The 23,395-nt window shown below is 64.1% G+C and carries 22 protein-coding genes and 1 riboswitch; of the genes, 9 read left to right on the top strand and 13 right to left on the bottom strand.

What is annotated here, in order from left to right:
• Window positions 1–83: 83 nt before the first annotated feature.
• The 3 genes from FEV53_RS04520 to FEV53_RS04510 all read right to left on the bottom strand — a co-directional run bounded on the left by FEV53_RS04520 (window position 84) and on the right by FEV53_RS04510 (window position 1,471).
• On the bottom strand, window positions 84–626 hold the full coding sequence (locus tag FEV53_RS04520; RefSeq protein WP_142833626.1) for a DDE-type integrase/transposase/recombinase: 543 nt from the start codon (window positions 624–626) through the stop codon (window positions 84–86).
• A gap of 64 nt (window positions 627–690) precedes the next feature.
• On the bottom strand, window positions 691–1,245 hold the full coding sequence (locus FEV53_RS04515) for an IS3 family transposase (RefSeq protein WP_142833625.1): 555 nt from the start codon (window positions 1,243–1,245) through the stop codon (window positions 691–693).
• Window positions 1,246–1,249: 4 nt separating this feature from the next.
• Window positions 1,250–1,471, bottom strand: a complete 222-nt coding sequence (locus FEV53_RS04510) for a hypothetical protein (RefSeq protein ID WP_246100729.1) — start codon at window positions 1,469–1,471, stop codon at window positions 1,250–1,252.
• 169 nt (window positions 1,472–1,640) lie between these two features.
• On the opposite strand from FEV53_RS04510, the gene FEV53_RS04505 reads away from it, so the two are divergent.
• Window positions 1,641–2,261, top strand: coding sequence for an IS3 family transposase (locus tag FEV53_RS04505; protein ID WP_246100728.1), 621 nt, complete (start codon window positions 1,641–1,643; stop codon window positions 2,259–2,261).
• A gap of 164 nt (window positions 2,262–2,425) precedes the next feature.
• Here the strand turns inward: FEV53_RS04505 and FEV53_RS04500 are convergent, their stop codons facing one another.
• The 4 genes from FEV53_RS04500 to FEV53_RS04485 form a co-directional block, all read right to left on the bottom strand.
• Window positions 2,426–3,877, bottom strand: coding sequence for a cobyric acid synthase (locus FEV53_RS04500; RefSeq protein ID WP_142833623.1), 1,452 nt, complete (start codon window positions 3,875–3,877; stop codon window positions 2,426–2,428).
• Entirely contained in the window at window positions 3,874–4,410 is a 537-nt protein-coding gene (locus tag FEV53_RS04495; protein ID WP_142833622.1) for a hypothetical protein, read from the bottom strand. Before FEV53_RS04495 ends, FEV53_RS04500 begins: the two co-directional genes overlap by 4 nt.
• A 6-nt stretch (window positions 4,411–4,416) precedes the next feature.
• Window positions 4,417–5,025 carry a cob(I)yrinic acid a,c-diamide adenosyltransferase gene (gene cobO, locus FEV53_RS04490; protein ID WP_142833621.1) on the bottom strand — a complete coding sequence of 203 codons (609 nt, stop codon included), beginning with the start codon at window positions 5,023–5,025 and terminating at the stop codon, window positions 4,417–4,419.
• Window positions 5,026–5,117: 92 nt separating this feature from the next.
• Complete coding sequence (locus FEV53_RS04485; RefSeq protein WP_142833620.1) at window positions 5,118–5,801, bottom strand: aquaporin; 684 nt, start codon at window positions 5,799–5,801, stop codon at window positions 5,118–5,120.
• 301 nt (window positions 5,802–6,102) lie between these two features.
• A riboswitch (cobalamin riboswitch) is annotated at window positions 6,103–6,298 on the top strand.
• Window positions 6,299–6,370: 72 nt separating this feature from the next.
• Between FEV53_RS04485 and FEV53_RS04480 the strand changes: the two genes are divergently transcribed.
• The 8 genes from FEV53_RS04480 to FEV53_RS04445 all read left to right on the top strand — a co-directional run bounded on the left by FEV53_RS04480 (window position 6,371) and on the right by FEV53_RS04445 (window position 14,881).
• Window positions 6,371–6,760, top strand: a complete 390-nt coding sequence (locus tag FEV53_RS04480) for a DUF1636 family protein (RefSeq protein WP_142833619.1) — start codon at window positions 6,371–6,373, stop codon at window positions 6,758–6,760.
• Window positions 6,757–7,812, top strand: coding sequence for a cobalamin biosynthesis protein CobW (gene cobW / locus FEV53_RS04475; protein ID WP_142833618.1), 1,056 nt, complete (start codon window positions 6,757–6,759; stop codon window positions 7,810–7,812). Before FEV53_RS04480 ends, cobW begins: the two co-directional genes overlap by 4 nt.
• Window position 7,813: 1 nt before the next feature.
• Window positions 7,814–11,077 (top strand): cobaltochelatase subunit CobN, encoded by a 3,264-nt coding sequence (cobN, locus tag FEV53_RS04470; RefSeq protein WP_142833617.1) that lies wholly within the window; start codon window positions 7,814–7,816, stop codon window positions 11,075–11,077.
• Window positions 11,074–12,153 carry a cobalamin biosynthesis protein CobG gene (locus tag FEV53_RS04465; protein ID WP_142833616.1) on the top strand — a complete coding sequence of 360 codons (1,080 nt, stop codon included), beginning with the start codon at window positions 11,074–11,076 and terminating at the stop codon, window positions 12,151–12,153. The genes cobN and FEV53_RS04465 overlap by 4 nt, the downstream gene beginning before the upstream one ends.
• A gap of 5 nt (window positions 12,154–12,158) precedes the next feature.
• Window positions 12,159–12,788, top strand: coding sequence for a precorrin-8X methylmutase (locus FEV53_RS04460; protein WP_142833615.1), 630 nt, complete (start codon window positions 12,159–12,161; stop codon window positions 12,786–12,788).
• Entirely contained in the window at window positions 12,785–13,510 is a 726-nt protein-coding gene (locus FEV53_RS04455; protein WP_142833614.1) for a precorrin-2 C(20)-methyltransferase, read from the top strand. The genes FEV53_RS04460 and FEV53_RS04455 overlap by 4 nt, the downstream gene beginning before the upstream one ends.
• Window positions 13,507–14,253, top strand: coding sequence for a precorrin-3B C(17)-methyltransferase (gene cobJ, locus FEV53_RS04450; RefSeq protein WP_142833613.1), 747 nt, complete (start codon window positions 13,507–13,509; stop codon window positions 14,251–14,253). The genes FEV53_RS04455 and cobJ overlap by 4 nt, the downstream gene beginning before the upstream one ends.
• A gap of 97 nt (window positions 14,254–14,350) precedes the next feature.
• Window positions 14,351–14,881: a hypothetical protein gene (locus tag FEV53_RS04445; RefSeq protein WP_142833612.1), complete on the top strand. Its 531-nt coding sequence runs from the start codon at window positions 14,351–14,353 to the stop codon at window positions 14,879–14,881.
• Window positions 14,882–15,326: 445 nt separating this feature from the next.
• Here FEV53_RS04445 and FEV53_RS04440 read toward each other — a convergent pair whose 3' ends face one another.
• From FEV53_RS04440 to acuI, 6 genes are all read right to left on the bottom strand, one after another.
• Window positions 15,327–16,751, bottom strand: coding sequence for a cryptochrome/photolyase family protein (locus FEV53_RS04440; protein ID WP_142833611.1), 1,425 nt, complete (start codon window positions 16,749–16,751; stop codon window positions 15,327–15,329).
• 91 nt (window positions 16,752–16,842) lie between these two features.
• The gene (locus FEV53_RS04435; protein ID WP_142833610.1) at window positions 16,843–18,501 is read right to left on the bottom strand and encodes a BCCT family transporter; all 1,659 of its coding nucleotides are present in this window, start codon (window positions 18,499–18,501) and stop codon (window positions 16,843–16,845) included.
• Between the two features lie 256 nt (window positions 18,502–18,757).
• Complete coding sequence (gene nadC, locus FEV53_RS04430) at window positions 18,758–19,606, bottom strand: carboxylating nicotinate-nucleotide diphosphorylase (protein WP_142833609.1); 849 nt, start codon at window positions 19,604–19,606, stop codon at window positions 18,758–18,760.
• Window positions 19,603–21,171, bottom strand: coding sequence for an L-aspartate oxidase (locus FEV53_RS04425; RefSeq protein WP_142833608.1), 1,569 nt, complete (start codon window positions 21,169–21,171; stop codon window positions 19,603–19,605). Before FEV53_RS04425 ends, nadC begins: the two co-directional genes overlap by 4 nt.
• A 6-nt stretch (window positions 21,172–21,177) precedes the next feature.
• Complete coding sequence (gene nadA, locus FEV53_RS04420) at window positions 21,178–22,227, bottom strand: quinolinate synthase NadA (protein WP_142833607.1); 1,050 nt, start codon at window positions 22,225–22,227, stop codon at window positions 21,178–21,180.
• A gap of 105 nt (window positions 22,228–22,332) precedes the next feature.
• The gene (gene acuI / locus FEV53_RS04415; protein ID WP_142833606.1) at window positions 22,333–23,325 is read right to left on the bottom strand and encodes an acrylyl-CoA reductase (NADPH); all 993 of its coding nucleotides are present in this window, start codon (window positions 23,323–23,325) and stop codon (window positions 22,333–22,335) included.
• Window positions 23,326–23,395: the final 70 nt, after the last annotated feature.

Here is a 23,395-nt window from a genome sequence, read left to right as displayed (position 1 = left end):
CAGCCGCATAGGAAACAGGCTCCGGGTGATTTTCAGGCACAACGCAGGCGATCCGCAGACTCGCGGTGTCTGTGGTGTCCCCCTTATACGCGTTGCAAGACATGATCTTCGTCTCTGTTTCCGGACAGTCTGATTGTTGACTCTACGCTGCGATTTCCCAACTCATCTCTGTGAACGCTTGAACCGGCGTCTGGTAGCCGATAGCTGAATGGCGGCGTTGGCGGCCCGTAGAAGACCTCGATGTACTCGAAGATCGCGGCCCTGGCCTGTTCCCGGGGTCCGAACCGATGGCGATGGACCAGCTCCTTCTTCAGCGAAGAAAAGAAGCTCTCCATCGGGGCGTTCTGCGCCTTCAAACGATCCCCCGGATCGTTTGATCCGCTGGCGCGGACCAGCTTGAACCCGAGGCACTGACCCTTGCGGCTCACGGATCGGATCAGCTTGGCGCGGTGGATGATCTTGCGATAGTCCCCACTGGCATATTGTACGCCGCGGTCCGAATGCAGGATCAGCCCCGGGAGCGGACCGCGCCGGTCCAGGGCCATCCGGAGCGCGTCGCAGCGCAGTTCAGCGCCCAGGGGGTCGGCCATGCACCAGCCGACGATTTCGCGGGTCGCATGCGCCATTGTCCTTGGAGTTGCCCATCGCGGCGCCACCGGTCGGAGCCCGATGGGCGGCGGCAGACATGGCTCATTCCTTGACCGCTGCCAGGTAGAGCCAGCCCTCGCCGGTATCAACGTAGCTGATATCCGCCAGCCAGACGGTGTTCGGGGTGGTGCAATGAAATGCCTGCAGCAGCAGGTTGGGCGACGGGGTCAGCTTGTGCTTGCTGTTTGTGGTCACCGGCTTGCGTGGCTTGCGCTGGCCGGCTGAGATCCTGTTTTCGCGCATTATTCTGGCCACGCGCCGCTCCGGGACGCGCTCCCCGTCAGCGCACAGATCCCGGTGGATACGCCTGGACCCGTAGCGGTGTTTGCTGGCTTTGAAAAAATGGCTGATCCGCTCCAGCAGTGCCTTGTCCCGTGCCGCACGCCGCGCCTCCCGACTTTCACGGGCTGCCTCACCGGCGCCGTGACCATAAAACCAACTGCGTGACAGGCGGACCAGTCGGCAAAGTGTCGAAACCGCGTTCTCCCGCTTACGCGGCCCCACTGGGGCCACGGTCAGTCGAACTGAGCTTTGTGGGCAGTGATGAAAGCGCGCTTGTTCATCGTTCGGGCAGTCGCTCGGACCAGTGGCGCTCATGCCCTCACTTCACCGCCCTTGCTGCGAAAAAAGCGTTCGCAGGCGCCCTCGGACCGGTGGCGTTCGCCTGCTCACCCATTTGTAAGATCTCGTTCTCCTCTGCCAGCCGCTCCATCTCGGCGGCATCCGCCTTCTGGCGACGTTTGGCCTCCATCGAGCCGAACGCCTCGATCTCCAGCCGCCAGGTTTTCAGCTGCGTGCCGGTGATCCCCAGCTCTTTCGCCACGCTGCCCTGCGTCGCGCCCGGCTCATAAAGCCGCTCAACCGCGTTCGATGCGGTGCTTGAACCAGTGGCGCACAGCGCATCTCACCCTTGAACTCATCCGTGTATTTCCGTCGATGCTGTCCCATGTCGTGCTCCTCTCATCGACAGGGGTAAAGTACCCCGCTGTCCGGTGACAGGCACGAAGATCATATCAGCCCGTCCGCGCGCGCCTCGCAAGCCCATCACCACGAACAGCAATCACAAGCTGACCCCATCTCCAAACCTTCTGCGGCGGGCGTTTCATTGCAACATCCCGAACACCGTCTGGCTCGCTGATATCACCTACGTGGATACCGACGAGGGCTGGCTCTACCTGGCGGCCGTCAAAGACATGGCCACGCGCGAATTTGTCGGATGGGCGATGGCCGATCATTTGCTGGTGAAGCTCTGCTGCGACGCGCTCCGAATAGCTCTGGATCGGCGCGGCCCGGTCCCGGGGCTGAGCCCGCATTCGGACCGCGGCGTGCAATATGCCAGTGGGGACTATCGCAAAATCATCCACCGCGCGAAGCTGACGCAATCCATGAGCCGAAAGGGGGAGTGCCTTGATAACGCGCCAATGGAGAGCTTCTTTTCTTCGCTCAAAAAGGAACTGGTCCACCGCCAGCGCTTCGCAACAAGGGCACACGCCAGGGCCGCTATCTTCGATTACATCAAGGTCTTCTACAACCGCCCGCGCCGCCATTCAGCCATCGGCTACCAGACACCGGCAAAGGCGTTCACAGAAATGAGTTGGAAAATCGCAGCGTAGAGGCAACATTCAGAATGTCCTGAAAACGGGACGAAGTTCAGTAGTGCCGACAAGCTCGTGAAGTTGGTCATGCCACAAGCGTCAGACGTCGCGCACCACCCCGTCAGCGACCTCGGCCAAGGTTGCTGATGGGCCTAGAATAGCAAAGCGGAGATACAGAAGGGTCAGGTGTTGTGCCGCCGAGCGATACCCAGCAACCCGTCCACATCCAGATGGGTTTCCATGTGATCGGCGAGTGCGTCCAGCGCTCGGTCCACTCCTGCCTCATAGCTGAGGTCCGAGCCAGCATCCCCGAGAAACGTCCGCCGGAACGCATCCCAGCTGAACATGCCGTGCAGATAGCTGCCTGCAATTCGACCGTCGGGACTGGTGGCGCCCTCGGGTTGGTCCGCTACATGTGCGAAGGGCCGCGCGCAATCGGGGCCGGTGGTGCGGCCCATATGGATCTCATAGCCGCCGAAAGGCGTCCCGGTGGCGGCATGGGTGGCGGTGACTTCGGTCAGGCGCTTGTCGCCGGACATCACGGTGGTGACGTCCAGAAGCCCCAGGCCGGGGCTCTCACCCGGCTCACCTTCGATCCCGTCAGGATCTGCAATGACCGTCCCAAGCATCTGATATCCGCCACAAATGCCCAGCACCCGCCCGCCGCGTCGGACATGGGCGGCGAGATCCACATCCCAGCCCTGCGCCCGGAGGTACGCCAGATCACCCCGGGTGGATTTGCTGCCGGGGAGTATTACCAGATCGGCGTCACCGGGCAGGGCTTTGCCGGGGCCGAGCATGGTCAGGCGCACGCCGGGCTCCTGCGCCAGCGGGTCCAGATCGTCGAAATTCGCAATCCGGGACAGGCGCAGGCAGACCACGTGCAGGCCCCCACGCGCAGAGGTCGTGTGGATGTCGAGCGCATCCTCGGCGGGCAGACGCCAGGCCTCGGGGAACCACGGACAGACGCCAAAGCCGCGCCAGCCCGTGCACTCTTCGATCAGCCGGTAGCCGTCATCGAACAGCGACGGGTCACCCCGGAACTTGTTGATGAGGAAGCCTTGGACCAGCGCGGCATCTTTCGGGGCCATGACCGCCTGCGTGCCGACAATCTGAGCGATCACACCGCCGCGGTCGATATCCCCGGCCAGCACCACGGGAACCCCGGCGGCGCGGGCAAAGCCCATATTCGCGATGTCGCCTTTACGCAGGTTCACTTCTGCGGGGCTGCCTGCGCCCTCGACGATCACCAGATCGTGCTGTGATGTCAGGCGGTTGAAGCTCTCCAGTACCTTTTCCAGAAGCTGCGGTTTCAGCGCGCTGTACTCGCGGGCACGGGCCGAGCGCCAGCGCCGACCCTGTACGATGATCTGGGCACCGGTATCTGTCTCGGGTTTCAGCAGTACCGGGTTCATATCCGTATGCGGCGCCAGCCCCGCCGCCCGCGCCTGAAGCGCCTGTGCCCGCCCGACCTCGCCCCCGTCCGAGGTCACGGCGGCGTTGTTGGACATGTTCTGCGGCTTGAACGGCGCCACCGACAACCCTCGCGCCCGCGCAGCCCGGATGAGCCCTGCGACCAGCATGGACTTGCCCACATTGGAGCCGGTGCCCTGAATCATGAGGGCGCGGGTCATAGCGTCAACACGTCGATCTCTTCCAAACCCAAGCGCTCCTGAATGTATCTGGCTAGTGCATAGACCAAGCCCATTCTTTCATTCGGCCGAAATCGAAACTTGGCGTCGTCAGCTGGTGCTCCCCTTTCAATCCATGCGCGAGCGCGTTCATTAATCTCCACGTTCGTTTTTGTCTTATCGAGTTCGTAGCTGTATCTTGACCTTGTAAATGCATCTTCAAGATCATTCAGAACTTTTGCCATATCAGAGTAATCGGCGTATGATCCGAATCTAGATTTTGCATTCGACTTTAAGGTCTTGCGAGCTGATTCTGGCAAGCTATTCCAAATCTTCCAGTAGTTGTGACCATCTTTGGAGAGATCATTATATTCGAGGACGTAAACGCATTTCAGCAACAGCTCAAATCCAAATATGGAGAGCATAACTGATGCCTTGCCATAATCTCCAACGCGAGAATCAAGAAGTTGTCCTCCGGAAATATAGCACAGGGCAGAGTCGTAAATTCGCTTTGCCAGTTCATGATTTTCGACCATCCTTAGTCAAAACTCCACGCCCCGCTGGGCTTTCACCCCGTCGCGGAATGGGTGCTTGACCAGCTCGAACTCGGTGACCAAGTCGGCGGCTTCGATCAACTCAGGCTTGGCGTTGCGGCCGGTGAGGCAGACATGGGTCATGTGCGGCTTTTGCGTCAGCAGGAAGTCCACCACCTCGTCGATATCGAGGTAATCATACCGAAGCGCGATGTTGATCTCGTCGAGCAACACGAGCTGGATTTCGGGGTCGAGGATCTGCTGTTTGGCGATCTCCCAGCCGTTTCTCGCCGCCGCCACATCACGCTCCCGGTCCTGCGTCTCCCAGGTAAAGCCCTCGCCCGAGACGAAAAACCGGCATTTTTCAGTGAACTTCTCGCGCAGCAGCTTCTTTTCCCCGGTCTCCCAGTTGCCCTTGACGAATTGCACGACCGCGCAGGGCATTCCCCAGGCGATGCAGCGCATGATCATGCCGAAGCCTGCCGAGCTTTTGCCTTTGCCCTTGCCGGTATGGACCATGATCAGACCTTTTTCTTCGGTCTTGGTCTTCATCATCTCGTCCCGGGCGGCCTTGATCCGCTTCATCTTTTCATTGTGCCGTTGGGTGAGTTCGTCCATGGACCGGGGCTTTCCTTGAAATACTGTGGCGTTCGACTGCAGGCGGGGACGGCATGGACCGCCCTCGCACTTTGGCACCCTTATGGGGGGCGTTATGCCTTGGGATCAAGCAGTCCGGTCTTGCAGACCATTCCCGCTCCAACGGCCCCAATGATCGGCGCCAGAATGAACAACCAAAGCTGCCCAATCGCGTGGCCGCCCGCAAAGAGTGCTGGTCCAATGGAACGCGCGGGATTGACCGAGACGCCGGTCACGTCGATGCCAACCAGATGAATCGCGATCAGCGTCAGGCCGATGACCAACCCTGCCATCGCCGCCGGTGCGGCGGCGGAGGTCGCGCCGAGTATGACGAGGACGAAGAGGAAGGTTGCGACGGCTTCAAAGATGAAGGCGGAAACCACACCATATTCGCCCAGATACCCGGCCCCCCAGCCATTCTGGCCAAGCCCGTTTGTCGCCACGCTGTAATCCGCCTTGCCGTTGGCAATCATCAGCAGCACCAGCGCCGCAGCGAGTGCACCGGCCACCTGTGCGATCATGTACCGAATGGCCAGCGACATTTCCATGCGACCGGCGACAACAGCGCCCAGCGATACGGCGGGATTGATGTGGCAGCCCGAGACAGCCCCGATCCCGTAGGCCATGCCGATCAGCGACAGGCCGAACGTAAAGCTCACGCCGGTGTAGCCAATATGGGTTCCGGCGATCACCGCTGACCCGCATCCTAGAAAGACCAATGTGAAGGTTCCGATAAACTCAGCAAACTCTCTAGTCATACTCATTGCTCCAATGCTTATTCAGGTCTGTCGGAAATCGACAGACGCTGCACGGGGGCGCGGTGAGGTCGGACGCTGACGGTCAATCCCTCATGCTTGTAGCCCCCGTCGGGTTTCAACAAACGACGAGAAAGCCCGATGAGCAACTTCTGGGCTCCCCCATGCAGGCGGGATTTCGCTGAGGTGAAGAACAGGTCTGAGATGTGCCAGCTTTTGATACCGGCTTTGCCGGTCGGAGCCGCGGCGGTTTGACGGCGCGTTATTCAGGCGCTGACGGCTTGACTTGGGGGCGTCGTTGACGCCATGCCAAGAGCGTACTGGTGCCCGTTGCAACGGGTGAAAAGGGAACAGGGCCACGCAATGTGAGCCCGGCCGCCCCCGCGACCGTGACCGGAGAGGTCTCTCACAGCCACTGGCATCGTGCCGGGAAGGCGAGGGGCCGAGGGCCCAGGCCCAAATCCGCAAGCCGGGAGACCTGCCAGCGCGGGAACGACGAACGGACGGGGTGTGCCGGTGTCGGGGGTCCGCATCGCGCCGGACGTCTGACGCCCCCCGGGAAAAGGAGCGCCATGGCCGAGGCCGAATTGCTTGTCTGCGTGAAGTGCCGCGCCGGACGGGAGATACCTGATGATGGCCAGCGCCCCGGTGAGCTGCTCGCGGACCGGCTGATGGATGCCCGGCCCGAAGGTCTGCGGGTCATCCCGGTGGAGTGCATGTCCAACTGTGATCACGGCTGCTCGGTGGCGTTTCGTGGTGAGGGGCGCTGGACCTTTGTCTACGGCAACTTCACCGAGGACGACGCGGCGCTCGTGGCCGAAGGCGCCACGCTCTACGCCGGAACCCCGGACGGGCTGGTGCCTTGGCGCAGCCGTCCCGAACATTTCAAGCGCAACTGCATCGCGCGCATCCCCCCTTTGACGACAGCAACAGCGACAGCGCCCAAGGAGGCCGCCGAATGAAGACCCTGACCAAACTGCCCGTCACCGTGATCACCGGCTTTCTCGGCTCGGGCAAGACGACGCTGATCCGGCATCTGATGCAGAACCCCGGCGGGCGGCGGCTGGCGGTGGTGGTCAATGAGTTCGGCGATGTGGGGGTGGATGGCGAGATCCTGAAGAGCTGCGCCATCCCCGACTGCCCCGCCGAGAACATCATGGAGCTGGCCAATGGCTGCATCTGCTGCACCGTGGCCGACGATTTCATCCCGACCATCGAGGCGCTGATGGCGCTGGACCCGCGCCCCGATCACATCCTGATCGAGACCTCTGGTCTGGCCCTGCCCAAGCCCCTGCTCAAGGCGTTTGACTGGCCCGATATCCGTTCGAAGATCACTGTGGACGGGGTTATCGCGCTTGCCGATGCCGAGGCCGTGGCGGCGGGACGGTTCGCGCCGGACGTGGCGCGGGTGGACGCCCAGCGCGCCGCCGATGACAGCCTCGACCATGAGACGCCGCTGTCGGAGGTTTTCGAGGACCAGATCTCCTGCGCCGACATCATCCTGCTGACCAAGCCCGATCTGGCCGGTCCCGAGGGCGTGACGAAGGCGCGCGAGATCATCGCCGCCGAGGCCCCCCGCCCGCTGCCAGTGGTTGAGGTGGCCGAGGGCGCGGTCGATCCCCGTGTGATCCTCGGGCTGGAGGCCGCCGCCGAGGACGATATTGACGCGCGCCCGTCGCACCATGACGACCCCCATGATCACGATCATGAAGATTTTGAGAGCATCGTCGTGGATCTGCCGGAGTTGGACAGCCCCGAAGCTCTGGTGCGCCGGATTGAGGAGATGGCGAAGAGCCAGAATATCCTGCGGGTCAAAGGCTACGCCGCTGTGGCGGGCAAGCCCATGCGGCTCCTCGTGCAGGCGGTGGGCGCGCGGGTGCGGCATCAGTATGACCGCCCGTGGGGACCGGGTGAGTCCCGTCAGGGCCGCGTCGTCGTGATCGCCGAGCATGACGATATCGACACCGCCCGCATCCACACCGCTCTGGGCGCGGTGCAGGAGGTCGCCGAGTAAGATGCACGTCGTTTTCCGCGAAAGCCACGGGCTGGAAGAGGCTGACACGCCGCGTGATCTGGGGCAAAGCCCGGCGGATCTGGTGGTGCTGTCCTTCTCCGACTCCGATCTCGGGGCGTTTGCGGAGGGCTGGCGACGCGGGCGCGACGGCTTGCCGTCCCTGCGGCTTGCGAACCTGTCTGCACTGACCCACCCGCTGTCGGTGGATACCTATGTGGAGCAGACGCTTGCTGGCGCGAAGGGCATCCTGATCCGGCTCATCGGCGGCGTGCCTTACTGGAGCTACGGTATCCAGCAGGTTCAGGCGCTGGCCGCCGAGAGGGGCATCGCGCTGGCGGTTCTGCCTGCGGACGGGCGGGCGGACCCGGCGCTGGATGCGGTTTCGACCCTGCCGGTCTCGACGCTCAGGCGCCTGCAACATCTCTGCGATCAGGGCGGCTCTGTCGCGGCGCAGTCCGCGCTGGCCCAGATGGCGCTGGCATCGGGGCTCTACGCCGGACCCGTGCGCGGGCAGAAGGCCCTGCCGCCCGTTGGCGCGTGGACGCCCGAAGACGGGGTGTGCTGCCCTCTGGTCGGCCTCGCGGATGTGGATATTTCCAGACGGGCGAAGGGGCTGGTGCTCGTCACCTTCTACCGGTCATTCCTTGTGGCGGCCGATCTGGCGCCTGTGGCTGCACTGATCGAGGCGCTGCGGGCGCGGGGCTTTGCAGCGATAGGGCTGTTCGCGCCGTCCCTCAAGGCGCCCGAGGCGGCGGGGTGGCTCAGGCGACAAGTGGCGCATCTGAAGCCTGTCGCCATCGTCAACGCGACTTCTTTCTCCGGGCGCGGGGCGGAGGGGACCTCGCCGCTCGACGCGGGTGGTGTCCCGGTGTTTCAGGTCGCGTTGGCAACCTCGGACAGCGCGGCGTGGCAAGGCGCTGAGCGCGGGTTGTCCCCTGCGGATCTTGCTATGCATGTGGTGTTGCCCGAGATGGACGGGCGGATCCTGACGGGAGTGGCATCATTTAAAGAGGCGGGTGCGCGGGACCCTCAGCTGCAATTCGCCCGCGCTGTCCACACGCCTCGCGCGGATCGGATTGATGCTGTGGCCGATCGGGTGGCAGCTTGGGTTTCGCTGGGGCAGACCCCGGCGGCGGAGCGGCGTGTGGCGCTGGTCCTGTCGAGCTACCCGGGCAAGGGCTGGAACATGGCGCATGCGGTTGGCCTCGACGCGGTTGCCTCAGCCGACGCGATCCTCAGTGATCTGGAGGCTGAGGGGTATTCAATGGAGGTTGCCGGGGAGATTCCGGCGCGTCTGGACGGGGGCGAACTCCGTTGGCCGGTATCCGAGTACACCGCGGCGCTGGCGCGACTTCCCGAGAAACTTCGGCGCGAACTGACGGAGATTTGGGGCGCGCCGGATGACGATCCCGATGTCGTGGGCGGTGCGTTTCCGTTCCGGGCTTTCCGGGTCGGTAAGGTGCTCGTGGCGCTCCAGCCCGAGCGGGGCAGGCCGGACGCCAAGAGTGACGACTATCACGACCTCTCCCGCGTCCCGCGCCACGGATATGTGGCGTTTTACCTCTGGCTGCAGGAACAAGCCGATGCGCTGGTCCATATCGGCGCACATGGGACGCTGGAATGGCTGCCGGGGAAGGCCGTGGCTTTGTCCGAAGAGTGCTGGCCCGAGGTACTGACCGGAGCGCTGCCCGTCATCTACCCGTTTATCGTCAACGATCCGGGTGAGGCGGCCCAGGCGAAACGTCGCATCGGGGCGGTGACGCTCGGCCATGTGCCGCCGCCGCTGAAGCCCTCGGGCACGCCTGAGCGACTGGCGCGGCTGGAAGCGCTGCTCGACGAGTTTTCTAACGCGGACGGGCTCGATCCGAAGCGGCGGGATCGGTTGCAAGAGGACATTCGCGCCGAGGCGCAGGCGCTCGGGGTTGAGGATGATCTGGGGCTTGATCGGGTCGAGTGCAGCGCTGAGGCGATCACCCGGATCGACCGCTTTGTTTGCGACGTGAAGGAAGGCCAGTTTGGTGACGGTTTGCATGTCTGGGGCCGGGAGAGTGCCTTTGACGGCGCGGGGGAGGCCGAGCGGCAGGGGTTGCTGGATGCGCTGAACGGCCGGTGGGTCGCGCCGGGGCCTTCGGGTTCGCCATATCGCGGGCGGCGTGATGTTTTGCCGACGGGGCGGAACCTCTACACGATCGACGCGCGGGCTGTGCCGACGCGGGCCGCCTATGCACAGGGCGAGCGGCTGGCCGAGGAGCTGGTGCGCCGTCATTTGCAGGACGAGGGCGACTGGCCGCGGGCGCTGGTCGTCGATCTCTGGGGCTCATCCACCATGCGCACGGCGGGCGAGGATTTTGCCATGGCGCTGGCGCTGATGGGCGTGCGTCCGGTCTGGGATGCGGGTTCCGAGCGGGTGTCGGGCGTGGAAATTCTGCCCATCGCCGAGCTGGAGCGGCCGCGCGCTGACGTGACCTTGCGGATTTCAGGGCTGTTCCGGGACACCTTCCCGCAGCTCTCCCGTCTGCATGGGCAGGCGGTCCGGGCCTTGGCGGATCGGGACGAAGCGCCTGACTGGAACCCTTACGTGACAAAAGCGGGGGCGCGGGTGTTTGGACCAGCGCCGGGCAGCTTTGGTCTCGGGTTGGACGCCGAGGTCTATGGCGCGGCGGGGCGGCAGGCGGCGGGCGAGGCCTGGCTGGCGGCCAGTGCCTGGGCCCATGACGGCGCCGAGCCGGTGCGCGACATGGAAGGTCTGCGTGACCGGGTGCGCCACGCCGAAGCTTTTGTCCACACGCAGGATCTGGCCGAAAGTGACCTCTTGCTGGCCGCCGATTATGCGGCTCATGAGGCGGGGTTCGCGGCGGCGCAGTCGGTGACGGGCGGGCAGGCAAGGCTCTGGCATCTGGACAATACCGACCCGGACCGTCCGCAGACACGGTCCTTGCCCGAAGAAATAGCCCGCGTTGTCCATGCCCGTGCGACCAATCCAGGTTGGCTCTCGGGGATGCGGCGTCATGGGTTCCGGGGCGCGGCGGAGATCGCGGCGACGCTGGAACACATGGCGGCCTTTGCGCAGTTGGCCGATGCCGTGGGACCACATCTGTTCGACGCCTATCATGACGCGACGCTGGGCGACGCCGAGCTGGTGGCGTTCATGGAACAGGCCAATCCCGAGGCGTTGCAGGCGATGCGGGACCGCTTTGCGGAGCTGCATGCGGCGGGGCTGTGGAACACACGTCGGAATTCGATCCTTGCGGAGTTGGGGCGATGATTACGGTCAAGGGTTGGTGCCCCGGCGCGCTGAAACCAATGATGTCCGGCGATGGGCTGATCGTGCGGGTGCGGGCATGGCAGGGGCGGCTCTCGGCGGAGCAGGCGGCGGGCGTGGCAGATCTGGCGGCCCGCTTCGGCTCGGGGCTGATCGACCTGACCAGCCGGGCCAATTTGCAGATCCGGGGCGTGCGCGATTATCAGGCGGTGCTGGATGGGATGGCGGCGTTGGGGCTCCTTGATGACAGCGTCGAGGTGGAGACCCGGCGCAACATCCTCACCCAGCCCTTTTGGGAACCCGGGGACCTGACCGACCGGCTGGGGCGCATCCTGCTTGATGTGCTGCCGATGTTGCCGGACCTGCCGCCGAAATTCGGCTTTGCCCTAGATACGGGGGCGGAACCGGTGCTGCGGGACGATCCCGCCGATATCCGGCTGGAGAGGATCGGCGACGCGCTGTATGTCCGGCGCGATGGCGCCACGGTCGCGGACAGCGTCTCCGAAGAAGACGCGGTCCCGGTCTTGTTCGATGTTGCGCAACAATTTGCATCGATGCGCGCTCCTGATCAGCGGCGGATGCGCGATTTCGTGAGTGCAGAAGGCCAGTCCGGCGACGTCTTGGGAGCGTACCACACCCAGCCCGGCCCTTGTGAGCAGGGCTTCCTCGCCGGCATCCCGTTTGGGGCGCTGACCGCCGATGATCTGCGCCGCGCAGCAGAGGCGGGGTCCGCTATTCGCCTGACCCCATGGCGTATGGTTCTGATCGAAGGCGCTGCGCAGGCCCCCGAAGGCTGGCTCGGCACGCCTGATCCCCGCCTGACCGCTGATGCCTGCCCCGGCGCGCCCTATTGTCAGGAGGCGAGCGTCGAGACCCGACCCCTCGCTCTCGAACTCGCCCCTGTCATCCCCGGATTACACGTGTCAGGTTGTACCAAGGGGTGCGCGCGCGCCCGTCCTGCGAAGATCACACTCGTGGGACGTGACGGTCGGTTCGATCTTGTGAAAAACGGCTTGGCAGGCGACACACCGACCGAGCGGGGGCTGACCCCCAACGATCTGCCCCAAGCCATAGGCTGACTCTGATGCCCTACGATTACGAAAAAGACGGCGCGGCGATCTATCGCCAGTCCTTTGCCACCATCCGCGCCGAGGCCGATCTCGGCCGGTTCGATGTCGATGAAGAACAGGTGGTCGTGCGGATGATCCACGCGGCCGGGATGGTGGGGCTGGAGGAGCATGTGAAACTGACCCCCGGCGCGGTCGCGGCGGCGCGCATGGCGCTGGAGAGTGGCGCCCCGATCCTGTGCGATGCGCGGATGGTCAGCGAAGGTGTCACCCGGTTCCGCCTGCCTGCGGAGAACGAGGTGATCTGCACCCTGCACGATCCCCGCGTGCCGGAGATGGCGCGCGAGATGGGCAACACGCGCTCCGCGGCGGCGCTGGAGCTGTGGAGGCCCCATCTGAAGGGCGCGCTGGTCGCGATCGGCAATGCGCCCACCGCGCTGTTTCACCTCCTGAACATGCTCGAGGACCCCGACTGCCCACGCCCGGCGGCAATCATCGGCTGCCCGGTTGGCTTTGTGGGCGCACGCGAGTCGAAGGACGCGCTCTGGGCCGACCAGCCTGTGCCCTCGATCATCGTCGAGGGGCGGCTGGGCGGCTCTGCCATCACCGTCGCTGCGATAAACGCCATCGCGAGCCGCAAGGAATGACCGGTCGTCTCATTGGCGTTGGCCTGGGTCCGGGTGATCCGGAGCTGATGAGTGTCCGCGCGGACCGGCTGATCCGGGGCGCTAGGCATTTGGCCTATTTCCGCAAGGCAGGTCGCCGGGGCCGGGCACGGAAACTGATCGACGCGCTCATCGCGCCGGGGGCCGAGGAAATCGCGCTCGAATACCCGGTGACCACCGAAATTCCTGTGACCGATCCGGCCTATAATGCGATCCTCGCGGAGTTCTACGATGCGGCCTGCGCTGATTTGCGGTTTCGCATTCAGGGCGGCCAGACCATCGTCGTGCCTTGCGAGGGGGACCCGTTCTTCTACGGCTCCTTTATGCATCTCTACACTCGCCTGCGGGATGATGTGCCGGTCGAGGTCGTGCCCGGGATCACCGGCATGTCGGCGGCCTGGACGGCGACCGGCGAGCCGATCACCTGGGGGGATGACGTGCTCTCGGTGGTCATGGCGACCTTGCCCGAGGACGAGCTGACCCGCCGGATCGCCGAGACTGACGCGCTGGTGGTGATGAAGATCGGGCGCAATTTCGATAAGCTCTGCCGGTCTCTGCGCCGCGCGGGCAAGTTCGACCGGGCGTGGCTGGTGGAGTGCGCCGCGATGGAGGAACAGCAGGTGATGAAGCTCAGCGAGGCCGAGGGGCGCCGGGTGCCCTATTTCACCATCGTGATGATCCACGGACAGGGGCGGCGCCCGTGAGCGGCTGGCTGAAGGTCATCGGGCTTGGCCCCGGAAATGAGGCGCTGATCACCCCGGAGGCGCAGGCCGCGCTGGATGCGGCAACCGATGCGGTAGGCTATATCCCTTATGTTGCGCGGTTGGAGAATCGGCCCGGTCTGGTAAAGCACGCCAGCGACAACCGGGTCGAGATAGAGCGCGCCCGGCACGCGCTTGAGATGGCTGCGGCGGGGCGACGGGTTGCGGTGGTCTCGTCCGGCGACCCTGGCGTCTTTGCCATGGCGGCCGCGATCTTTGAGGCGTTGGAGGAGGGACCGGAAGACTGGCGCGCGCTGGATCTGGAGGTGCTGCCCGGGATCACGGCCATGCTGGCGGCCAGCGCCCTGATCGGGGCGCCGCTGGGCCATGATTTCTGTGCCATCAATCTCAGCGATAACCTCAAGCCGTGGGCGCTGATCGAGAAACGTTTGCGCCTCGCAGTCGAGGCGGATTTTGCTATGGCCTTTTACAACCCAAGGTCGAAGTCTCGCCCTGAAGGGTTTGTTCGTACATTGGAGATTCTCAGGGACGCCTGCGGTGATAGCCGCCCGGTGATCTTTGCCCGGGCGGTCACCACGCCAGAGGAAGAAATCCGCGTTGTGCCTCTCACCGAGGCGCGGCCAGACATGGCAGACATGCGGACTATGGTGATCGTCGGATCCTCTCAGACCCGTATAATAACGAGAGAAGGCGCTCCGCTCGTTTACACGCCCCGATCTGCCTAGCAAAAAATAATTCGAAACTTCGTCATTTTCGAGGAACCTCGAAGGCTCTTCGTCGTTCACTGTTCAAATGTAACAGATATCCGAAAGGATTAAGAAAATGTCGAAGTTTTCCTCCAAGATCGCCCTCTCCGCTATCGCTCTGGTTGCAGTGGCCGGTGCTGCCTCCGCGACTGAAACTCTGTCCCGCGCCGGCGACAGCTTTGTTGAATATGCCAAGGCTGGTAGCTGGACGATCTACGCCAACGAGTCCCGCGACACGTGCCTGGCGGAAAAGGTCGGTTCGAACGGCGACGTCATCCAGGTGGGTATGACCGACATGGACAAGCTCGGCTATATGGGCATCTTCACCCAGTCTGACATCGACCTCGTGGACGGTGAACCGATCGTGATGACCGTGAACGGCAACACCTATTCCGCCGATGCCATCGACCGGGATCATGGTCTGTCTGGCGACTATCAGGGCGGCTACTTCCGCGTCAGCAACGCTCAGCTGGTCGAAGACATCAAAGCTGGTCAGACGCTGACCGCTTTTGAGACCGATGGTGAAGAAGGCGTGCTCATCGACCTGACCGGCACCAATGATGCGATCAACGCTGGCGCGGCTTGCACGGCATCCTTCAACAGCTGATTGCCCCCGAAGGTCCTGATGACCTGAGACCGAGGCCCGGTCCGCAAATTATGCGGACCGGGTTTTCTGTTGAACCCTGCAACGACCGTTAGTTTCGGCTTTGCGGGTCTGCGGAAGTCCCTGGAAATATCAGATCTCTCGCAGTAAATTCCGCATCGGTCTGGGGTAAATACCCGTGCTGGGTAAGCTGGCCTCCGGTGACGACCAGCTGGGCAAAATCGAGCTATTCGCACATCCGATCTCGGCGCTTTTTGCTTCTGTCAAAACGCTCCGAGCTGGTACTTTTAGCCTCATACCGCAGCGGGGCCGGTCGCACTCACAACCACTGCCACGCTGGCAGGAAATCATGGCGCCGTCAGAATGTGCACGTTGGCCCGATCTGCCGCCACCGGAAGCGCCGACAGATGGTGTTCACCTTCGCAGCGGCGAGCCGGATGCCGGCTTCTCAAAAGTCCCGGTTCTCGTAGGCGTGGAGCGCCCGGTCCCGCCCGTCCTTGGCGCTGACAATGGGCGTCGAAGGGTAGCTATCCGAGGTCGACAAGCCCCAGCTCCTTGGAATTGCGTCGTAGAACTGCGTGGCAGTTTCAGGCGGGCGCTGGCTCAGCTCGGCGATGTGGCGGGTCACGTAGCGACCGTGCTTGTCGAACTTCTCCAGCTGGGTTTCGGGGTTGAACACTCGGAAATAGGGCGTGGCATCGGGGCCAGAGCCGCTCGCCCATTGCCAGCCCAGTGCATTTGCCGCCGGGTCCCAGTCCACCAGCGTGTCGGCGAACCAGTCGAGACCGATCTTCCAGTGACTCATGAGGTTCTTTGTCAGGTAGCTGGCAACAATCATCCGGGCGCGGTTGTGCATCCGGCCCGTCACGTACAGCTCGCGCATGGCAGCATCGACAAAGCGGATGCCGGTCCGGCCCTGTTTCCAGCGCGTGACCTCATGGGTGGTGCCGTCCTCGTTCCACGGAAAGCTGTCCCAGTCCTCGCGCCAGTTCCCTGAAACCAGCCGGGGCGTATGATAGGCGAGGTGGTAGGCGAAATCGCGCCAGACCAGTTCCTTGAGCCACGTCTCGGCGCCCGGTTTGCCTTCGTGCAGCGCCCGGATTCCCGCATGCCAGCAGGAACGGATCGAGATCTCACCCCAGGCAAGGTTCTCGCTGAGACCGCTGGTGCCGGGGGTGGCCGGGTAGTCGCGGTCGGTGTCGTAGTCAGCGATGCGGTCGCGCATGAACACGCCAAGCCGGGTCTGCGCCGCCTCTTCGCCCAGCGTGAGGTACTCCGCGACAATCTCCGCGCCGCGGTTCATGGCGTTGCCCATGCCCCAGTCGTCGAGCCGCTCGCTCTCGGGCCAGCTCTCAGGCGCGGGGAGGGATGACGGCGCGGTCTCGGGCGCGGGCACATCGCGATCTTTCACCGACCGCCAATAGGGGGTGTAGACCTTATAATAACCGCCCTGCTTCGTCTCCACCGTCCACGGCTCAAAGAGTACATGCCCCGCATGGCTCTCGGCGGTCAGGCCCGCGTCGGTCAGCGCGGCCTTGACGGATTTGTCCCGGGCGATGGCGTCGGGATCATAGGCGCGGGTCCAGTAGACCGTGTCAGAGCCCGTCTCCTCGGCCAGCGTCCGCAGCACCTCCGCCGCCTTGCCCCGGCGCAGGATGAGGCGGGAGCCGAGAGCTTCGAGCCGTTCGGCGTAGTGCCCGACCCCGAGGCCGAACCGCCATTTCGGCGCTGCGCCATAGGTCTCGACCAGCTCGTCGAGGATGAAAACGGGGAGGATCGGACGACCGGATTCTAGAGCAGCCGTCAGAGCGGGGTGGTCGGTCAGCCGCAGATCGCGGCGGATCCAGACGATGATCGGAAATGTGTCAGACATGAGCCGCTAGCTAGGGCAAGAGCGCCCCTCCGAACAGCCCATGCGACGAAATTTCCCGAGGGGCAGCGCGGGGCCGCCCCTCGGGGTTGGATCAGCGGGTCGCGTTCCGCCTCTCGTCCTGCAGCCCTTTGAAGATGGCATAGCACATCACGAGGAGGACGCAGGTGAACAACAGCCCGGTGGAGATCACCATGGATTGCAGCGAGCCGAGCCCGCCCCCAATCAGCAGCGCGATGGCCACCGCGCCCTCGAACAGGCACCAGAATACACGCTGAGGTACCGGCGCATCGACCTTGCCGCCTGCGGTGATCGTGTCGATGACCAGCGAGCCTGAGTCCGACGAGGTGACGAAGAACACGATCACCAGAATGATCCCGATCAGCGATGTGATTCCGGCCAGCGGCAGCGGATCGAGCATCTTGAACAGCTGCAACTCCAGAGATGCCTCTTGCGCAGCGGTGTAGCCGTCGGCCACCACCTGATGGATCGCGGTGCCGCCGAAAATCGACATCCAGATAACGCAGACCATGGAGGGGATCAGAAGCACGCAGATGATGAACTCGCGCACGGTGCGGCCCCGGCTGACGCGGGCAATGAACATGCCGACGAACGGTGACCAGGAAATCCACCATGCCCAGTAGAAGGACGTCCAGCCTTGGGTAAAGTTCACGTCTTCGCGGCCAAAGGGCATTGAGAGGGGCAGGAGTTCCCTACCATAGGCCACGAGGCTGTCGCCGAAGAAGCCGAACAGGAACAGGGTTGGGCCGGTGATCAGCACGAACAGCGCCAGCGCCCCGGCAAGGCCCATGTTGATCTCCGACAGGATTTTCACCCCGCCATCGAGACCCCGGATCACCGAAATCAGCGCAACCAACGTGATGACGGTGATCAGCAGCACCTCCATGCCGGTGCCTTTGGGCAGGCCAAACAGTTCCGTCAGGCCGCCATTGGCCTGTGTCGCGCCGAATCCGAGCGAGGTGGCAAGGCCAAACAGCGTGGCAAACACCGCGATGATGTCGATCACGTTGCCCCAGAAGCCCCAGACCCGCTCCCCAAGGATCGGATAGAAGGCGGAGCGGATCGTCAGCGGCAGGCCTTTGTTAAAGCTGAACAAAGCCAGCGCCAGCGCCACGGTCGCGTAGACCGCCCAGGGGTGCAGACCCCAGTGATAGATCGTCGCGGCCATGCCGAGCTTGATCGCGGCCTCCTGATCGCCCTCTGCTGCCCCAAGCGGCGCCCAGTCGGTGCGCACACCGTCTTCGCCGACAGAAATTCCGCCCATGGAACTGGAGAAGTGGCTCATAGGCTCGGAAACGCCGTAGAACATGAGGCCAATTCCCATGCCTGCGGCAAAGAGCATCGCGAACCAGCCTGCATAGCTGTAATCAGGCCGGGCATCCGTGCCACCCAGCCGGATCTTGCCATAGGGCGAGACGATCAGCAGCAGCGCAAAGATCACCACAAGGTTATTCGCGCTCAGAAAAAACCAATCGAAATTCTGGGTCGTAAAGTTGAACATCGCCTTGAACACAGCCTCGGCCTGCTCCGGCAGGGCGAGGGTGTAGAAGACGAAGGCCACGATAGCGAAGCCCGACACCATGAAGACCGGGTTGTGGATGTCCACGGCCACCGGGCCGATACTTGTCTCGATATTGTCCTGACCGATTTCGTAATCGGTCTCAATTAATGCTGTTGCGCCCTCAGGCTCTGGTATTCCCAGATCCTCTGTCTGGTCTGTCTGCTCTGTCATTCAGACGCTCCCGCTCATGTTAATTTACGTCCAACCGTCATCTGGCGGTCACAGTGTCTCAGGTGACGCAACTGAACCGGACACGCTGCGACCGACCTCTGCGAGATCCGACGAGACTGATCCCTCGGGACGTCACCTTTCGGCTAGGGTAGCCGTCTTTCTCTGTCATACGCAAACGGGAAGCGCCGCATTTTGCGCAACCTATTGTTTCATATGGAAAAGAGATGTCGCAATCCGACCCCCAGGTGCTCTGGAATCAGAAATCGAGCCCCAGATCCACCGTCCGCGCTGAATGGGTGAGTGCGCCGGACGAGATGTAATCGACCCCGGTCGCGGCGATCTCGGCGATGCGGGGGAAAGTCACGTTGCCGCTGGCCTCGGTCTTCATCCGGCCGTCCACCATCTCCACCGCCTGCCGCAGGGTCCCTGTGTCCATATTATCCAGCAGGACCACCGAGGCGCCACCGACCTCCAGCACTTCGGCGAGCTGATCCAGCCGGTCCACTTCGATCTCGACGGCCATCATATGGCTGGCATAGGCCTTCGTGGCCTCCAGCACCTGCCGCACGCCACCGGCGGCGGCGATGTGGTTGTCCTTGATCAGGATTGCGTCGGACAGGGAATAACGGTGGTTGAAGCCACCGCCATGCAGCACCGCGAGTTTCTCCACGAGCCGCAGGCCCGGCGTCGTCTTGCGCGTGCAAGTGATCCGGGCGCTGGTCCCGGCGGCCTCGGCGACGAACCCGGCGGTTTTCGTGGCGATACCCGTGAGCCGCCCGGCAAAGTTCAGCGCCACCCGTTCAGCCGAGAGGATCGAGGCGGCGGAGCCCTCGACGGTCATTAGCGTGTCGCCCTTAACGCAAGCGCTGCCATCAGGCACGAGGGTGGTGACAGTCAGCGACGGATCCACCAGATGGAACGCGATCTGCGCCACCTGCATACCTGAGATCACCGCATCTTCGCGGGCGTTCAGGCGGGCGGAAAAGGTCGTATCGGCGGGGATCACGGCGCGGGTGGTCACGTCGCCATAGCTGCCCAGATCCTCCATCAGGGCGCCCCGGATCATCGGCTCGAGGATCAGGTCGGGCACAGAGGCAAAGCTCATGAGGTCTCCTTGCAGGCCGCCGCGCGAATCGCCATCGCTTCGGTCAGAAGCATCCGCGACCGTTCGCCGGGGCCGTCATATGTCTCGGGGTAGTCGGAGCGCGCATGGGCGCCGCGGCTCTCCTGACGTTGCAGGGCGGCGGCGGCGATCAGCGTCGCAGTGGCGCACATGTTGAGGAAGGACGGGCTGTCCCCATGGGCCTCCTCCAGCGCCGCAATGGTGCAGAGCGCTTCGGTCAGGCCGTTTGCATCGCGGACCACGCCGACGCAATCGGTCATGGTCCGGCGCAGGGTGGCGACGGCCTCCGGGTCGGGCGGTGTGCCGCCCTCGGGGAAGCTGATCGTGACCGGCTCAGTCGAGGCGATCTCTGGCAGGGCTGCGCCGATGCCATCGGCGCAGATCCGGGCATAGACCAGCGCCTCCAGCAGCCCGTTTGAGGCCAGCCGGTTGGCCCCGTGCAGGCCGGTCGAAGACGCCTCCCCGCAGACCCAGAGCCCGTCGAGACTGGCACGACCCTGTTGATCTGTGGCCACCCCGCCCATGTGATAATGAGCGGCGGGCGCGACCGGGATTGGCTCCCGCGCCGGATCAATGCCGTTGCGGGCGCAATAACCGCTCACCGCCGGAAAGTTCGTGTGGATGCGGTCGCCCAGCGCTGGCCGTGTGTCGAGCATCGGACTGTTGCCCGCCTGTACCTGCTGGTAGATCGCGCGGGCCACCACGTCGCGCGGCGCCAGTTCTGCATCGGGGTGGATCGCGGTCATAAAGCGCTCCCCATGGCGGTTGACGAGGATCGCGCCCTCGCCCCGCAGCGCTTCGGTGGCCAGCGGCGCGGGGTCCTCGCCCACATCCATGGCAGTCGGATGGAACTGGACGAATTCGGCATCGGCGATTTCGGCCCCGGCCCGCGCCGCCATGCCGATCACCTGCCCGCGAATGCGCGGCGGGTTGGTGGTCAGCGCGTAGAGCCCGCCAGACCCGCCGCCAGCCAGCAGGACCGCAGGGGCGCGGAGCAGCACCGGTCCCGAACGCTGGTCGTCCGAGCGCTGGACCTGCACCCCGGTGACGCGGTCCCCCTCGGTTTCCAGCGCGACGGCCATGGTGCCTTCGCAGACCTGAGTCGAGTCCGTTTCCCGGACCCGTTCCACCAAAGCCGCCATGATCTGCGCGCCCGCCTGATCGCCTTTGACCCGGACGACGCGGGCAAAGCTGTGGGCGGCCTCGCGCGAGAGCACATAGGCTCCGCTCTCGGTCCGGTCGAAGGGCGTGCCCAGCGTGGTGAGGTCGAGGATATGCTCCCGAGCCTCATGGGTGACCAAGTCGGCGACCTCCGGGACCACGGTTCCGGCCCCGGCCTTCACCGTGTCACGGGCGTGGTTCTCGGGGCTGTCGGCGGGGTCCATCGCGGCCGCCACGCCCCCCTGCGCCCAGGCGGAACTCGCGCCTTCGCCGAGGGTTTCGGGCGAGATCATCAGCACCGGGCGCGGGCTCAGACGCAGCGCGGAATAAAGCCCGCCCAGACCCGCGCCGATAATGACGATCCGGTTCGTCTCGATGATCTGCATCCGCGCTCAGATGCCCAGCTTGCGGGACAGGTCGATCATCGCCTGCACCGCGTGGCGGGCCTTTTCTGCGACCGCCGGATCGACCTCGACCTGACCTTCCATGGTGTGGAGCGACCACAGGATCTTCTCCAGCGTGATTTTCTTCATGTAGGGGCACATGTTGCACGGCCCGATGAACTCGACCTCGGGCAGCTCGTCGGCGATGTTCGATGCCATGGAGCACTCGGTGATCAGCATCGCCTTTTCGGGCTTTTCCTCGGTGACATATTTCAGGATCCCGCTGGTGGAGCCGGAGAAATCCGCCTCGGCCACCACGTCGGGGGGGCATTCCGGGTGCGCGATGAGGCGCGTGCCGGGGTTCCACTCGCGGAAATCGCGCAGGTCCTGCGCCGTGTATTGTTCATGGACGATGCAGGAGCCGGGCCAGTAGACGATGTTCTTGTGGCTTTCGTTGGCTACGTTCTGCGCCAGATACTGGTCGGGCGTCATGATCACCGTGTCGCTCTCCATCGCATTAACGATGGCCAGAGCGTTGGACGACGTGCAGCAGATATCCGACGCAGCTTTGACCTCGGCAGTCGTGTTTACATAGGACACCACGGGCGCACCGGGATATTTTGCCCGCATCTCCTCGATGCCCTCGGCGGTGATGCTCTCGGCCAGAGAACAGCCTGCCTCCATATCCGGCATCAGCACGGTTTTTTCGGGGCTGAGGATCTTCGACGTCTCGGCCATGAAGTGGACGCCCGCCTGCACGATCACATCCGCTTCGACCTCGGCGGCCTTCATCGCCAGTTGCAGGCTGTCGCCGACAAAATCCGCGACCCCGTGATAGATCTCGGGCGTCATGTAGTTATGACCGAGGATCACTGCATTCCGCTCTTTTTTCAGGGCGTTGATCGCCCGGACATAGGGCGCGTACATCACCCAGTCGGGCGGGGTGACCACCCGGTCCATACGCTCGTAGACCGACTGCATCTCGGCAGCCAGCTCGGGCGAGGGGGCGAGGTCATAATGCTCGGACAGGGTCGAGCGAATGTGCGGGAGATCGAGCAACGGCGTGCCCTCCGGGTCAGGGATGGCGCTCGTCCGAAGACAAGCGCCGGATATTGTGCGTCGCGAACCTTAAGCGTCGGGCGCTCTTTGTCCAGTCAAAGCTGGTCAGCCGTTCAGATCGACAACCACCCGGCCGCGCACCTGCCCTTTGAGGATATCTGCGCCGAGCTGGGGCAGATCGTCGAGGGTGGCGGGGTGGATCATCGACTCAAGCTTCTCCATGGGCAGGTCCGTGGCGATCCGCTGCCACGCGCGCAGGCGATTGTCATAGGGCTGCATGACGCTGTCGATGCCCAGGAGGTTCACGCCGCGCAGCAGAAACGGGATCACCGTGGCGGGCAGGTCGGCCCCACCGGCGAGACCCACAGCCGCAACAGACCCGCCATAGGCGATCTGCCCCAGAACCCGCGCCAGCATCGCGCTGCCCACGGCGTCGATGCAGCCCGCCCAGCGCTCGGCCTCAAGGGGCTTTCGCGTGGTCTCAGCCAGCTCCGCGCGGTCCACGATCTCGGTCGCGCCCAGATCGTGCAGGTAACCGGCATTGTCGGGGCGCCCGGTGACGGCGGCGACCTTGTAGCCCAGATTGGCGAGGATCGCGACGGCGACCGAACCGACCCCGCCGGACGCGCCGGTGACCAGCACCGGCAGCTCCGCATCGGGGGTGAGCCCGTGATCTTCAAGTGCCATCACCGCCAGCATAGCAGTCAGGCCAGCCGTTCCCACCGCCATGGCTTGCCGGGCGGTCAGGCCCTCGGGCAGGGGCACCAGCCATTCGGGCTTCACCCGCGCCTTTTGCGCGTATCCGCCCCAATGGACTTCGCCCACGCGCCAGCCCGTCAGCACGACGGCGTCGCCCGGCTGGTAGCACTCGTGATCGGAGGCGGAGACGGTGCCGGCAAAGTCGATCCCCGGCACATGGGGATAATTCCGCACCAGCCCGCCGCCCGGACCGATGCACAGCCCGTCTTTGTAATTCACCGTCGAGTAAGCCACATCGACCGTCACCGCTCCCTCGGGCAAGCGGTCCTCGCCGATCTCCTGCACGCTGGCATGGGTCTTTCCGTCTTCGTTCTTTTCGACGATGAGGGCCTTGAACATAACGCGCGTCTCCTGCTGGGGTCATTCAGAGGTAGCGCGTCAAACCGCGCGGGTCGAGCCTTCTGTTCCG

The sequence above is a fragment of the Palleronia caenipelagi genome, assembly GCF_007004065.1.
Classification (GTDB): Bacteria; Pseudomonadota; Alphaproteobacteria; order Rhodobacterales; family Rhodobacteraceae; genus Palleronia; species Palleronia caenipelagi.
The sequence above is the reverse complement of the archived record's forward strand: the minus strand, read 5'-3'. Positions and strand labels throughout refer to the sequence as shown.